The sequence below is a fragment of the Acinetobacter sp. A3 genome (assembly GCF_012371415.1).
Lineage (GTDB): Bacteria > Pseudomonadota > Gammaproteobacteria > Pseudomonadales > Moraxellaceae > Acinetobacter.
In genome coordinates this window covers 1-13,644 of record NZ_JAAZQW010000052.1, presented here as the reverse complement: position 1 = coordinate 13,644, position 13,644 = coordinate 1, and the positions used below count along the sequence as shown (strand labels likewise).

The following is a 13,644-nucleotide window of genomic DNA, read 5'->3' as shown; positions in this document are numbered from 1 at the left end:
AAATAAGGTAGCTTAACTAGAGCAGAGTATCACTTATAAATAAGCTTTTAGTTGTTCAAACAAGTGGGACCACCTCTTATTTCAAGTGACTCATTCCACTTATTCCCCCCAATATTATTGGTTTATGATGCAGACTTGATTGGCCTATCATTTTGTTTCAATAGTTTTTAATTGCGCATGCGTTACAGCGGCTTTGTCACGTTTGGTTAAAATAAAGTGTGCAATCAAACCTATACAGATACCCCAAAATACAGAACTTAGTCCTAAAAAACTCATGCCAGAGACGGTGGCAAGAAAGGTAATTAGCGCACTATCACGGTGATTTTCGTCTTTAATTGCTGCAGTTATATTGGTGGCAATTGCACCCAATAAGGCCAGTCCTGCAAGCGCAGCGACTAATTCTTTTGGCAGTAAACTGAATAGCATCACAATACTGCCTGAAAACAGACCACCTAAAATGTAAAACAGTCCATTGGCAACCCCTGCAATATAGCGTTTTTCTTTAAGTTCATGGGCATCTTTACCGGTGCACAAAGCCGCTGTAATTGAAGCCAGTACAATACTAATTCCACCCACCACAGACACCGCTAATGAAGCAATACTCGCTGTACTAATAATGGGTTTAGCTGGTGTGTCATACCCACTCAACTTGAGAATGGCCATTCCAGGTAAAAATTGCCCCGTCAGACTGACCAAAATCAAAGGGATCGCAAAGTTGATGGTTGAGGTTAATGTCCATTCAGGTGTAATGAATTGTGGTACAGCGAGTGAAAAATCCATGTTGACTGGGTTTATTTGTCCCATTGCTGCCGCAAGAATAATTCCAGTGAGCAACACCCAAATGATGGCATAGCGTGGTGAAAGACGTTTGGCAATCAGATAGCACAACAACATACCTATCACTAAATAAGGCATAGAATTACTGGCAATAAACAGCCCTAAACCAAACTGGAATAAAATTCCTGCCATCATGGCAGCGGCTATGCTTTGCGGAATCATTTTTATTAATTTATCAAAATATCCACTCCAACCAATAATCAACATGGCAAGCGCAGCGGTAATATATGCCCCAACGGCTTCACTCAGGGATAAATCAGGAAACAAAGTCACTAATAAGGCCGTGCCCGGTGCTGACCATGCCGTAATAATCGGGGCTTTGTATTTAATCGATAGAAAGATGCCTGTAACAGCAGCACCAATAGAAATTCCCCAAATCCATGAAATCATCATAGATGAAGAGACATTCGCCTGTTGTGCCGCCTGAAAGAAAATGATTAAAGGGCCTGAATATGAAATCAGTACAGCCAAGAAGCCTGCGACTGTGGCAGAAATAGACCAATCCTGTTTGAGCATTTTGAAAATATCTTTCACAGCACATACTCCTTATGTCATTTGCGATTTACCTTGCAACCCAAAATCTTTTTTCACTCTTTTTTGGGGCGATAAGACATCTTATTCACAAATAAAATTAATTAAAAACTAATTATTTCTATATAATTAACAATCAATATTTATCTATAAATAAAGAGCTAGCGATGCTGAATGAATTAAAAACGCTAATTGCTATCCAAAAATACGGTTCATTTAGTGCTGCGGGACAGCGGATTGGCTTAACACAAGCGGGTGTAAGCGCTCAAATAAAGTCCTTAGAAACGCAACTTGATCTTGAACTTTTTGAACGGGTCGGACGCAAAGCCTATTTAAATGTAGAGGGGCTGCGCGTCATTAAATATGCAGAAGAAATCATGGTGCTGATTGAAAAAATCAAGCAGCCTGAATCGCTGATTGATTATAAGGGTTTGATTAAAATTGGTGCGATTGCTTCGATTCAATCTGGCTTTTTCCCACAATTATTGAAAAAGTTTAAGGAATATTTACCTTATGCCAAAGTACGAATTCTGCCAGGTGTGTCTTCAAACCTGCTCAATATGGTAGAAAGTAGCGAGATTAATCTAGGGGTGATCATAAAACCGAACTTCCCTATTTCCAAAGAATTTAGCTACTATTCGCTGTGTAAAGAAGCTTTTGTTTTAGTGACTCCTAAAGAAGTTAAGCTCACAGATTATAAAGAAATTTTGAGCCGCTACCCTTTTATACGTTACGACTGCTCTTCATTTGGCAGCAATATCGTTTCTGATTTTTTAAGCAAGCATAAAATTGAAACACAGGATTTTCTTGAACTTGAAGATGTAGAAGCCATTGTTAAAATGGTAGAAAACAATTTAGGTGTAGCCTTAATTCCCTTTAATGCGCCTTGGCGTGACCAGCAGAACAACATCAATGTCATTCGCTTGGGGGAAGAAGAGTTTTATCGCGAGCTGATTGTCATTATGAAAAAGTCGAATGAGCAGTCACTGGTGTCCAATATTATCTATCGAATTCTGCATGAATTAGAAAACGAGGAGCGAACAACCGCACAAGCAACGGGAACAGTGTTTTATCCTTGGTCATTACCTGAGCGATAATGAACAACGCGCAGATCCTTTGCAAAAGAAAAGCCAAAATAAAATAGAATGATCGGCTTATAGTGCAACAGCGATAAGCCGCATCAATGCAGGTTTAATAGACTTTTGATATAGTATTCTTCTGGAAAAACCATCAGCTGTTGATCTTCCTGAGCCCGTTGTTGCAAATAATCAGGAAGTACAAAACTAGATAAAGTTGAGCCAGCAATCAGCTGATGTTTTTCATCGGCAGACAAAACTTTAATAGGTGTATCCACAGACCAAATTGTGAATTTTCCATGAGTTAAGCCATCATCCCACAGTAAATTGAGATGCTTAGCTGCAAAATTAGCCTGTGCAAGTGCTTGCTCAATTTCCAGTAGAATGACCATTTTTTCAGAATCTGTAAGGTTTTGTGCCTTAGGATCCAATAAAATATATAAGTCGGTACAATCTGCCAAAACATAACATTGTGAAGTCACATCAAAGCCCTTAACCTATTCAAATATAATTAAAATATTTAACTTCTTATGAAAATGAAGTGTTATGTTTATCTCTAAGTAAATCAGTATAAAAAACACTCATTAGAATGATTCTAACCTACTCGTTGCTCCAATAAACAAAAATTTCTTAGGCTGCCGTCCCGTAATCAAAAGCTTTAATCAATAAATCAAAGTGATCTAAACCAAATTAAAACCTTTAAGCCATGGTATGAATCGTATCTTTAAAGCGTTTCCACGCCACGTAAAAGAACACAATTGCAATTGCTATCAGCCACAGAAACGATGGCCAAACGATATTTAGCCCAGCATTTCGGTACAAAATGGCCTGAGCCAGCTCAACAAAATGTGTGGTCGGTGCAATCAGCATCAGATATTGCAATACTTCAGGCATACTTTCTCGCGGTGTCATGCCACCTGAAAGCATCTGCATCGGAATCAAAATCAACATCATTAACAAGCCAAACTGCGGCATGGATTTGGACATAGTCGCCAAATAAATCCCCATCGAAGTGGTGGCAAACAACGTCAACAAAGCACCAAAGAAGAACAGAAACAAGTTACCTTCTATAGGTACGTTTAAGGCCATCTGTACCACCAGCTTCAGACCGATAAAAGCCGCTATCAATACCACTAGACTCATCGACCAGACTTTGGACATCATGATTTCAAACACCGTGACTGGCATCACCATCAAGTGTTCAACCGTACCGTGTTCACGCTCACGAATTAACGCAGCACCAGTCAGAATAATAGACAGCATCGCTACGTTGTTGATGATTTCCATAACACTGCCAAACCATTTCTGGTCTAGTGTTGGGTTAAAGCGTGCCCGCATTTCCAGCTCTACTGGCATACTGGTCATTTCACGATGATGCAGCAAATATTCACTAACTTCTGACTGTACAATCTGTTGGATATAACCTGCCCCGATCATAGCTTGCGACATACGTGTTGCATCTACATTGACCTGAATTGCGGCCGAGTTACCCGCCAAGACATCTTCCTGAAAATTCACTGGAATATTTAAAGCAAATGTAAATTCACCTGCATCCATTCCAGTATCCATGTAATTCAGTTCTGTGGTTCGCGGAATAAAATAAGGTGGATAAAATGCCGAGCTAATCCGCTCAGACAAAGTTGAATGATCTTCATCTACAATCGCAATAGGCGCCATATTCAGGCTGTCTGTCATGGCTGTAGCAGCCGTATAAATGGCCACTGTAAAGGTGTAAATGATAAGAATCAGCATGACTGGCTCACGCCAAAGACTCCACAACTCCTTGCAACCGAGCTGATAGATATTCTGTATTTTCTGTCTGAACATCCTAGGGCTCCTGTTTTTTTAGTGCAAGGATTGCTGCACACATCATCACGGGGACGGACAGCAGAATAATCCAGAAACCCTGACTCAAGTCTTCAAAACCCAATGCCTTATTGAACACCCCACGGCTGATATTGATCATGTGTGTCGCAGGATAGATCTCTCCAAACCAGCGACCAAAACCTTCCAATGCAGAAACGGGATTAATAATGCCCGCAAATTGCATCACTGGAATCATCGTACCGAGCATCACCAAAAACATCGAGGCGATCTGACTTTTGGTTAGTGCCGAAGCCAATAAACCTGTAGCTGTAGAAAAAATAATAAACAGTAAAGATGCCAATGTTAGCGTCAAAAAACTGCCTTTAATCGGCACATCAAAAAACACCACTATCATCAGGCACATCAGGAAATAATTCAGCATGGCCAGTACCACGTAAGGAATTTGCTTGCCAATTAAGAATTCACTGCGGGTGACTGGAGTAACATACAAATTCACAATCGAACCCAGTTCTTTTTCTCGTACCACAGACAGTGCTGTAAGCATTGCAGGAATGAGCAGAATTAATAATGGGAACAAAGCTGGAGCCATTGCTGGCAAGCTCTTGATATCTGGGTTATAACGAAAGCGGGTTTCTACATTGACCGCACTGGAATATTTATAACCACTTTGTTCCAAGGCTTGCTGCATTAACCAATGAGCATGAATCCCTTGCACATAGCCCTGAACCGTTTCTGCACGCTGCGGCATAGCCCCGTCAATCCATGCACCAATCTTGACGTTCTCTCCTCGAGCCACATCTCGTGCAAAGCCGGGTGGAATTTCAATCGCCAAAGCAATATCACCGCTGCGCATGCGCTGGTCTAGGTCTTCATAACTTTGCAGAGGTGGTTTTTCCACAAAATAGCGTGAGCCAGCGATACTCATCGTGTAATTCTGACTTAAACCTGTTTGATCACGATCCAGCACAGCAAACGTCAGATCATCCACATCCATGGTAATTCCAAGTGCCATCACCAACAGCAAAATGATTGACCCGACCAAAGCCATGGTCGCACGAATCGGATCACGCGCCAATTCTAGCGATTCACGCCATGCATAACTGAGCAGGCGTTGTAGGCTGAATCGACTAGACTTCGGTTGCTGCGTATTGACAGATAGATGATCACTAGCTTGCTGTTCATCCTTTTCTTCTGTCGCAGTCTGAGCGCCAACACCTGCTCCTGCGTCCAACAGATAGCCAATAAAAGCTTCTTCTAATGAACTCGCTTGGCGGTTTTTAATTAATTGTGCAGGCGCTGCACTGTCCAAGACCCGTCCTGCATGCATCAATGACATACGGTCACAGCGCTCTGCTTCATTCATAAAGTGGGTGGAAATAAAGATGGTGACCCCGTCTTGACGTGACAAAGTGATCAAATGACGCCAGAAATTATCCCGAGCGATGGGGTCTACGCCAGAGGTCGGCTCATCTAGAATTAAAATTTCAGGCTGATGTACCAGAGCAACTGCCAATGACAGACGCTGCCGCAGTCCAAGCGGTAAATCATCAGGTAATTTGTCTTTTACAGTACTTAAGTCAAAACGCTGCAGCATCTCGTGCACACGTGATGCAATCTGCTCTGCAGGCACATGAAATAACTTGGCATGCAGCACCAAGTTCTGAGTAATCGTCAATTCACTGTAGAGTGAAAAGGATTGTGACATATAGCCAACACGGCGACGGGTCGCTATATCACTGCCTTCCACGGGTTGTCCGAACAACCATGCCTGCCCTTCCGAAGCTTCCAGCAATCCCGTCAGAACTTTCATGGTGGTCGATTTGCCACAACCATTGGAGCCTAAAAAACCAAAAATTTCACCACGACGAATCTGAAAATTGACATGATCGACTGCGGTAAAATCGCCAAACTTAACGGTCAGATCTTTGGCTTCCAGCGCATATCCTTCTGAATCATGCTGCGGTAAAGCCGGTATAACGACTGGTTCATAACCCTGTTTCTTTTGCTCTGGCAAAAGCTTGATATAGGCCTCTTCTAAACTGTGGCTACCAGTTTGTGCCAACAACTCATCAGGACTGCCAGTTTTCAGGATTCTGCCTTCATCCATCATCGCTAACCAGTCAAAACCTTGCGCTTCATCCATATACGCTGTGGCGATAATCACACTCATTTGTGGGCGGACACGACGAATACGGTTAATTAACTCCCAAAACTGTGAGCGTGCCAAAGGGTCGACCCCAGTGGTTGGCTCATCTAAAATTAAAAAATCAGGATCATGAATCAGGGAACAGCACAGGCCAAGTTTCTGCTTCATCCCACCAGAGAGTTTTCCTGCGGGACGATCCAAAAAGTCATACAGCCCTGTACTTTTGGTCAGTGCATCAATACGCTTTCGGCTTTCTGCTGCATTATGCCCAAACAAACGGGCAACAAATTGTAGGTTTTCTTCCACCGAAAGAGTTTTGGACAAGTTTTTCCCAAGCCCTTGTGGCATATAGGCAATATGTGGGCAAACTTTTCTACGATGTTTTGCATCGGCAATATCACCACCGAGTACCATCAAACGGCCTTGCTGAACCACTTTGGCACCCGCCAGCAATGCCAGCAGGCTTGATTTACCCACGCCATCTGGACCGATTAGACCAATCATGCAACCCGCAGGCAAAGACAGAGAAATATCTGTTAAAGCCTGAGTTTTGCCATATTTCAGACTGACTTGTTGAATGTCGGCAACAATTGCACCTTGCGCAGATGATGCTGTCATGATTTAACCAGATTGCTTAGGAATTCAGGCCAAGGAGCACTTTCATCAACTTTGATATAAGCCACACCTGGAAGGCCAGTTTTGACTTGCTGAATGTGGTTTTGCAACAGAGCTGGATCAATTTTGGCTTTAACTCGAAACATCAGTTTTTGACGTTCACTTGCAGTTTCCACTGTTTTTGGGGTGAACTGTGCAGTATCTGCAACAAAAGAAACACGGGCAGGAATCACCACATTTTTAGCAGCATCCAGCACAATACGAACTTCTGTACCTATGGCAATTCGGCCAGCCACCGTTTCTGGCAGGAAAAAGGTCATATAAACGTCCGACAGATCAATCAGGTTCATGACCCGCCCGCCTGCGGCAATCATTTCACCGGGTTGTGCCACCAAAAACTGAACACGTGCCTTTAATGGAGCTTTGAGCAGGGCATCTTCAATATCAAAATTAATCCGCTCTACTGTGGCCTTAATCGCATCGACTTGTGAACGTGCACTGGACACCTGACTTCTTGCTGCCACAATTGCGCTTTGTGCACTGTCTACTTGTGCTCTTGCTGCACTCAACACCGCAGCCACACTTTTAACATCTGCACGTTCATCATCTAATTGCTGTTTTGATGATGCTCCATCTTTAGCCAAAATTTCAGTTCGTGCCAAACGGTTTTTAGCCGCAACCAGTTCAGTTTCACGTTGAACAACCATGGCTTGCGCTGCAGCTTTTTCACTGATTCGCATGGCGACTTGCGCTTCTGCGGTAGCAATGCCATCTTGTGCCTGACGCTGCTGGGCTTGGACTTCACGGAGTTGTGCTTCTAAAGCAGACACTTTAATACGGGCTAAAACTTGACCTGATTCTACAAAGTCGCCTTCTTGCACCAAGATTTCTTCTAACTGGCCAGCTAATTTACTGGAGATATTAATTTCAGTTGCTTCAATTCGCCCATTACCACTGACTAAAGCTTCTGTATCGGATTGGGTCATATTTTGCCAGACCAAATAAGCCACCAAACCCAAAATCACCACTACACTCACCAGTGTGAGTTTTTTAATATTCATGTTTGTGATTACCCAAAAACTTGTGCTAAAGAAATCTTTCAAAATTATTTTATAACACGAATGTTACTCGCAATATGTTGTCTACTACAGCCCCTTCATGAAAAATCGGAAACCATTTTAGAACTCAGACGAATTTTAAGAGCTCATTTAGCAGCACAGAATTGACCTGAGATGAAAACTGAGCTTCGCATTAAAAAATGAACTTTAAAATAAATCTGACAGCAATTTAGATACAACAAAACCGCATTCAAACATGATTTTAAAACATGACTTAAATGCGGTTTTTTAGTTTGATCAAACTTTGTGTTAGATCAATTAAACAGCCTAGCCCTTAGTATTCATAACCATTATTGGCTGACCATTGCTGCAATTTGCCATAATAGATTTCATCATTGAACAACAGGTCTGCTTTAGAAGCCGCATTGCTTTCTTCAGTTGGGCAGAAACCATCGTCACAATCGGCATCGACCACCCAACATCCACGTACAAATAAAATTTTATTGCCTTCTTGCTCTAGTTGTTTCTGCACACGCTCAATCGCTTCATTTAGATGATCTGCACCTAAATAAGCAGTCAAATACGCATAAGAGCCTGTTTCATCGGATGCTTTACGAAACTCGACACCCACACAAAATAAATGTTTTTTCATTTTTGGCTCCTTGTCATGTTATACAGTTAAGCTAATCTTTAATCTGGTCTAGGTCTAGTGCTTTTTCTTACACTTAACAATACGTTACCTAGTCACAATACTGTAGTTCAGAATAAAAACCTAGCCGCTTCATATTAGACTTAAGCCATAATTGCGCTGTAAATTAAATACAATGCAACGCCAATCACCGTGGTGGCAAATACTTTCTGTACCGTATTGCTATTCATGCGGTGAACTAAAACACGTCCCAACAACATCCCCACAATACACGCTATGACAAACGTCATGGTGACCATCGTCGGATACTGAAAACCATCTAAAACATGGGCAGAAATACTGACGCCACCAATCAAAAAAATGATCATTAAAGATGTTGCTACAATGCTGCGCATATCCAAGTCAGTGAATTTACGCAATAACGGCACAATCACAAAGCCGCCACCGACTCCAAGTAGGCCTGTCAGCAAACCTGCAATAATCCCCACACCGCCCAACAAAGATGCTGTTTTGGCGTTCCAAACTAAGCGTCCAGTCGTTTGATTGACCTTACATGGTGGATTGGTCTGATCATTAACCTTATTAAAGAAAATGCGATAAGCCACAATGAACATAACCGCACTGAATGCCAATGTCAGCCAAACAGGGGGCACAATACCTGCCAAATGTACGCCATAGCGTGCTGAAGGAATACTGATTAAGGCAATCCACAATGCAGCTCGATAACGTACAATTCGCTTGAATAATCCCTCAATTGTGCCCACAAAAGCAGCTAGAGTGACAGCCAATAATCCTACGGGAGCAGCTTGTGCAACGGTCCAGCCTTGGCTTGCCATTAGGGCAGGAACAGCAAGAATACCGCCCCCTGCCCCAGTCAGCCCGAGTAAAGTCCCAATAACCAAGCCTTCCAGAATTAACATCCACATGCCTGTTCCCCTATTCCACTCGTGTATGGCGTTTTAAGTACATCCACATCACTTGCCGCACACCTGATTGGCAGGCAAAGCCACATCTATTTGTTTTGGATAAGGCAGGTTTAAATTCTGCATAAGGGTAATAAATTCAGCTTTGGTACGGCCTTGCCCCAAACGTGAGTTATTGCGTTTTTCCTGTCCCACGGTAGATGAAACACGACCTTTGTAGTCATGGCCTGGGTACACCAAAGTATCATCAGGTAAGCTAAAAATTTGCAGGTGGATACTGTCATACAAAGTAGCAGGATTCCCTTCTTGAAAGTCTGTACGACCGCAACCATCAATCAGTAAGGCATCCCCCGTAAACACCATGCCATCCACCACATAACTGGTACATGCATTGGTGTGACCTGGGGTATAACGTGCTTCAATCTGCAACTCACCGACACGAATGGCCGCACCATCGGTAATGAAAATATCACCACACCCAACACCCGAATTACGATGCAAAATAGTTTTGCAACCAAAGCGGGTTCTTAAGGTATTTGCCGCAGTAATATGGTCGGCATGCACGTGGGTATCTAAGCTGTAAACCAATTGCAAACTATGCTGCTCCAAAAAAGCCGCATACTGCTCTACCTCGGAAATCACAGGGTCAATGAGTACGGCTTCACGGGTTTGTTCAGAAGCCAATAAATAAGTGTAGGTTGAACTTTCCGGTTCAAAAAATTGATGAAAGATCATGTGCTGTGTACCGTATTGAATTATTGTTATGCTTAGTTTTGCAAATAGAGTGCCAACTTTATCTATTTTTAATATATTAATAAAATACAATATATTGAAATGCATTATCTAATTCAGTTACATCTGTGTGTTTCACAATTGTTGCGTTTCATGTTTCAATTAAATCCAAAATGAAACAAAAGATGAAACAATATGACGACAATGTATGACTTTGAACAGCAAGCTCAACTTGAAGATTTTTTGTTTCATTTACAGCAACTTTGCCCTGACAGTTGGCTGTATATATATGATGAGGCATCCAAAACATGGTGCTACGAATATGCTCAGGCATCGGCCACATTTTCAGGCAGCATCGAAAAAAACCTAAAAAACCAACTGCTGAATTTACAACAACCTATTGGAACCCTGACATTAGTAGACAATTCCATAGCGTTGAGTTATCACCACTTAAATATTCGTATTCGTGCAGAAAACTTGAGTGGGCGTTTATTTTTTATGCAGCCCGTCGTATCTCTACCTGTATTTAAAACAACAGCAGCATCCGAGCAGACAAACAGTAATTTGACAGATTTTTTCCATAGTCATTCGCCACAAATGCAGCATATGTATTCCATTATTGAACGAGTTGCAGTGACTGAATTCCCAGTTTTAGTCCGTGGCGAATCTGGCAGCGGCAAGGAGTTGGTGGCGCAAGCCATTCATGCACGAAGTCATCGTCATGCACAGGTTTTTATTGCGATTAACTGTGCCGCTTTAAATGCCAACATTCTAGAAAGTGAATTATTTGGGCATGTGAAAGGCGCTTTTACAGGGGCAATTCGGGAACATAAAGGCGTATTTGAACGTGCTGCGGGCGGTACTTTGTTTTTAGATGAAATTGCAGAAATTCCTTTAGAGCTACAGGCAAAATTGTTGCGTGTATTGGAAACGGGCGAATTTATCCCTTTGGGTGGTGAAAAATCAATTAAATCGAATGTCAGAATTATTACCGCAACACATCGTGCTTTGCGTGAAGAAGCCCGACTGGGCAGGTTCCGCCAAGATTTGCTCTATCGCTTAAGAGTTATCCCTATTTTTGTGCCGCCACTACGAGAACGCAAACAGGATATTCCTGAAATTGCCGCCTTTATTTTGCAACAACAGCAGGCTCAGTTTCAGCTCACACCGACTTTATCTGAACAAGCTTTGGCGGTATTACTGAATTATGATTGGCCGGGTAACGTACGTGAATTAAAGAATACCTTGCTGTATGCACTGACTATGTCGGCAGGTAAAACCCAAATTGACCCACAAGATTTACCCGATGAAATTGTGCATGCCAGTTTGAACTTAGCCAGACCATCTACAGCACCACAGCCAATTCAACTGCCCATCAAAAGCAGTCAAAAAGTTGATAAAGACACCTTGCAAGACCTATTGGAAAAATATCAAGGTCAAACTGAATTGGTGGCGCAAGCACTCGGTGTTAGCCGAACCACCTTATGGCGTTATCGCAAAAAATTTCATTTATGACTTAGATGACTTAAGGTTTTTTAGATTGGGCAGCATAACTTAAAGGACTTGGCTTTTTACTTTTGTCGGCATAGTGGTAAATGGTGTCTAGATCTTTTTGAATAGACGCAGCCACAACATGCGGCATTACCTGATTCAATTTCACAAATATTTTTTCAGGATAACCAACTTGGTACGATTGCCCTGATTGATTCAAAAATTGATATAACTCCTGTGCCACAAATTCAGGACTATCAATTTTTGTGCCCATTTTAATATTCATTTCCATCACTTCAGAATTGTTCATAGGCGTAGCCGTAGCCCGTGGTGAGAAATACCTGAACTGAATTGCCGTCTTGCTGTACTCTCTGGCCAATGCCTCTGTTGCACCACGTAACGCAAATTTACTGGCACAATAACTGACATAGCCTGGGTAGCCAATGCTGCCAAAAGTCGAGCCAATATTGATGACCTGACTGGGTTGACTCTCTGACATATACGGCAGCAGGGCTTGAATCAATTGCAACGGATACACCACATTCACCAACATCATCTGTTCAATTGTTTCTGCGGTCTGCTGTGCAAACAAACTAAAATCATTCATGCCCGCGTTATTTATGTAGTAATGAATTGGCTGATTCAATGCGGCAATGGTCTGCACAAACTGATCTCGGCTTTGGACATCGGCCAAATCACAACGCATCGTATGTAATTGCAATTGTGAATACTGTTGTGACAGCTCATCCTGTAATTGTTGCAAGGCTTGCTGTTTGCGTCCAACCAAAATTAGGTTCAAACCTTGTGCGGCAAAATGTTGCGCAACTGCCTGACCTATGCCACCTGTTGCACCAAAAATAACGGCGTTTAAATTTGACATAAAATTCACTCTAAATATTAAGGGAATGGCACACAGCCTTTACACTGCAAATTCAGGATTGAGCCCTAGACCCATACAGATATACAGTTTACGCTGCTCCAGCGGCACTAAAATTTCACGTCTGCCATGCATAAAGCGTTTGTTATCAATCAGGACCACATCACCATCTTGCCAGTCAATTTCAGAGGTTTCACGCTCACAACGCTCGGCCAGCTCTTCCAGTAATTCCGTTTGGATTTCAGTACCATCAGCAAAGTAAAAATGCGGTGTTTCATAGTTATAAGATGGCCCCAGCAAGGTGTTGGCAAAGGCTGGAACAGCTTTTAAATTGTCATGGCGAATCATGGGCATGCTTAAATCATAAAGTACGCCCTGATCATGTGCAGGCTGAATTCGTTGCCCAGGAATCATCTCAATAAAACGTGCCAATTCCTGTAATCCAACCTGCTCGACCTCTGCAATATTAAATGCAGTTGCTACATACTTTTGCCATGTATGTTTAGGTAAATAACGGCGAATAATCATCGGCTCTGAAAATTTCTGTTTGAGCGTTTCAGGCAGTTTTTTCCAGACTGCATGCCCATCACATAAGGTGGTTTGAGAACCACGTGAAGCACTTTTTTCACTAAAAAATGCAATGATGTCGGGTGGCATAGGTGTTGAACCATTTTCAATATGTAGCCCCATAGCTTGAGTTCCTGCATCTACCTTTTGAGATTGACGAGTCACATTTTCCCGCGCAGGGTCATAGGTCAGCGTTTGGCAAATATTCGTCATTAAGCCACTAAATGTGTTTACATCCATCTGTTCCTTAAAATGTATTCAAACATACTCAAGGACTAATTCGCACTCTGTTAATGTCTTGTTGCCAAGCGTGTA

The 13,644-nt window shown here is 42.3% G+C and carries 12 protein-coding genes; 2 read left to right on the top strand and 10 right to left on the bottom strand.

What is annotated here, in order from left to right; all coding sequences use genetic code 11:
* Positions 1-147: 147 nt before the first annotated feature.
* Positions 148-1,353, bottom strand: coding sequence for a benzoate/H(+) symporter BenE (gene benE, locus HHA42_RS12160; RefSeq protein WP_168418256.1), 1,206 nt, complete (start codon positions 1,351-1,353; stop codon positions 148-150).
* A gap of 182 nt (positions 1,354-1,535) precedes the next feature.
* Here benE and HHA42_RS12155 point away from each other — a divergent pair, with 182 nt between their 5' ends.
* A complete protein-coding gene (locus HHA42_RS12155; RefSeq protein ID WP_168418214.1) occupies positions 1,536-2,465 on the top strand; it encodes a LysR family transcriptional regulator in 930 nt (309 codons plus the stop codon).
* An 83-nt stretch (positions 2,466-2,548) separates the two neighbouring features.
* Here HHA42_RS12155 and HHA42_RS12150 read toward each other — a convergent pair whose 3' ends face one another.
* From HHA42_RS12150 to HHA42_RS12120, 7 genes are all read right to left on the bottom strand, one after another.
* Positions 2,549-2,926: a hypothetical protein gene (locus HHA42_RS12150; protein ID WP_168418215.1), complete on the bottom strand. Its 378-nt coding sequence runs from the start codon at positions 2,924-2,926 to the stop codon at positions 2,549-2,551.
* A 217-nt stretch (positions 2,927-3,143) separates the two neighbouring features.
* On the bottom strand, positions 3,144-4,271 hold the full coding sequence (locus HHA42_RS12145) for an ABC transporter permease (protein WP_168418216.1): 1,128 nt from the start codon (positions 4,269-4,271) through the stop codon (positions 3,144-3,146).
* Between the two features lies 1 nt (position 4,272).
* The gene (gene rbbA, locus HHA42_RS12140; protein WP_168418217.1) at positions 4,273-7,035 is read right to left on the bottom strand and encodes a ribosome-associated ATPase/putative transporter RbbA; all 2,763 of its coding nucleotides are present in this window, start codon (positions 7,033-7,035) and stop codon (positions 4,273-4,275) included.
* Positions 7,032-8,093, bottom strand: a complete 1,062-nt coding sequence (locus HHA42_RS12135; RefSeq protein WP_168526654.1) for an HlyD family efflux transporter periplasmic adaptor subunit — start codon at positions 8,091-8,093, stop codon at positions 7,032-7,034. The genes rbbA and HHA42_RS12135 overlap by 4 nt, the downstream gene beginning before the upstream one ends.
* 331 nt (positions 8,094-8,424) lie before the next feature.
* Positions 8,425-8,742 carry a hypothetical protein gene (locus HHA42_RS12130; protein ID WP_168418219.1) on the bottom strand — a complete coding sequence of 106 codons (318 nt, stop codon included), beginning with the start codon at positions 8,740-8,742 and terminating at the stop codon, positions 8,425-8,427.
* A gap of 140 nt (positions 8,743-8,882) precedes the next feature.
* The gene (locus HHA42_RS12125; RefSeq protein ID WP_168418220.1) at positions 8,883-9,665 is read right to left on the bottom strand and encodes a sulfite exporter TauE/SafE family protein; all 783 of its coding nucleotides are present in this window, start codon (positions 9,663-9,665) and stop codon (positions 8,883-8,885) included.
* A 48-nt stretch (positions 9,666-9,713) separates the two neighbouring features.
* Complete coding sequence (locus tag HHA42_RS12120; RefSeq protein ID WP_168461697.1) at positions 9,714-10,397, bottom strand: MBL fold metallo-hydrolase; 684 nt, start codon at positions 10,395-10,397, stop codon at positions 9,714-9,716.
* 192 nt (positions 10,398-10,589) lie between these two features.
* On the opposite strand from HHA42_RS12120, the gene HHA42_RS12115 reads away from it, so the two are divergent.
* Positions 10,590-11,909: a sigma-54 dependent transcriptional regulator gene (locus HHA42_RS12115; protein WP_168418221.1), complete on the top strand. Its 1,320-nt coding sequence runs from the start codon at positions 10,590-10,592 to the stop codon at positions 11,907-11,909.
* Between the two features lie 10 nt (positions 11,910-11,919).
* Here the strand turns inward: HHA42_RS12115 and HHA42_RS12110 are convergent, their stop codons facing one another.
* Entirely contained in the window at positions 11,920-12,765 is an 846-nt protein-coding gene (locus HHA42_RS12110; RefSeq protein WP_168418222.1) for an SDR family oxidoreductase, read from the bottom strand.
* Positions 12,766-12,804: 39 nt separating this feature from the next.
* On the bottom strand, positions 12,805-13,569 hold the full coding sequence (locus HHA42_RS12105; protein WP_168461696.1) for a TauD/TfdA family dioxygenase: 765 nt from the start codon (positions 13,567-13,569) through the stop codon (positions 12,805-12,807).
* Between the last annotated feature and the right edge of the window lie 75 nt (positions 13,570-13,644).

Excerpts from the sequence above, each read along its gene's own strand:
- benE (WP_168418256.1), bottom strand. The coding sequence starts at position 1,353 with ATGCTCAAACAGGATTGGTCTATTTCTGCCACAGTCGCAGGCTTCTTG.
- HHA42_RS12155 (WP_168418214.1), top strand. The coding sequence starts at position 1,536 with ATGCTGAATGAATTAAAAACGCTAATTGCTATCCAAAAATACGGTTCA.
- HHA42_RS12145 (WP_168418216.1), bottom strand. The coding sequence starts at position 4,271 with ATGTTCAGACAGAAAATACAGAATATCTATCAGCTCGGTTGCAAGGAG.
- rbbA (WP_168418217.1), bottom strand. The coding sequence starts at position 7,035 with ATGACAGCATCATCTGCGCAAGGTGCAATTGTTGCCGACATTCAACAA.
- HHA42_RS12135 (WP_168526654.1), bottom strand. The coding sequence starts at position 8,093 with ATGAATATTAAAAAACTCACACTGGTGAGTGTAGTGGTGATTTTGGGT.
- HHA42_RS12130 (WP_168418219.1), bottom strand. The coding sequence starts at position 8,742 with ATGAAAAAACATTTATTTTGTGTGGGTGTCGAGTTTCGTAAAGCATCC.
- HHA42_RS12125 (WP_168418220.1), bottom strand. The coding sequence starts at position 9,665 with ATGTGGATGTTAATTCTGGAAGGCTTGGTTATTGGGACTTTACTCGGG.
- HHA42_RS12120 (WP_168461697.1), bottom strand. The coding sequence starts at position 10,397 with ATGATCTTTCATCAATTTTTTGAACCGGAAAGTTCAACCTACACTTAT.
- HHA42_RS12115 (WP_168418221.1), top strand. The coding sequence starts at position 10,590 with ATGACGACAATGTATGACTTTGAACAGCAAGCTCAACTTGAAGATTTT.
- HHA42_RS12110 (WP_168418222.1), bottom strand. The coding sequence starts at position 12,765 with ATGTCAAATTTAAACGCCGTTATTTTTGGTGCAACAGGTGGCATAGGT.
- HHA42_RS12105 (WP_168461696.1), bottom strand. The coding sequence starts at position 13,569 with ATGGATGTAAACACATTTAGTGGCTTAATGACGAATATTTGCCAAACG.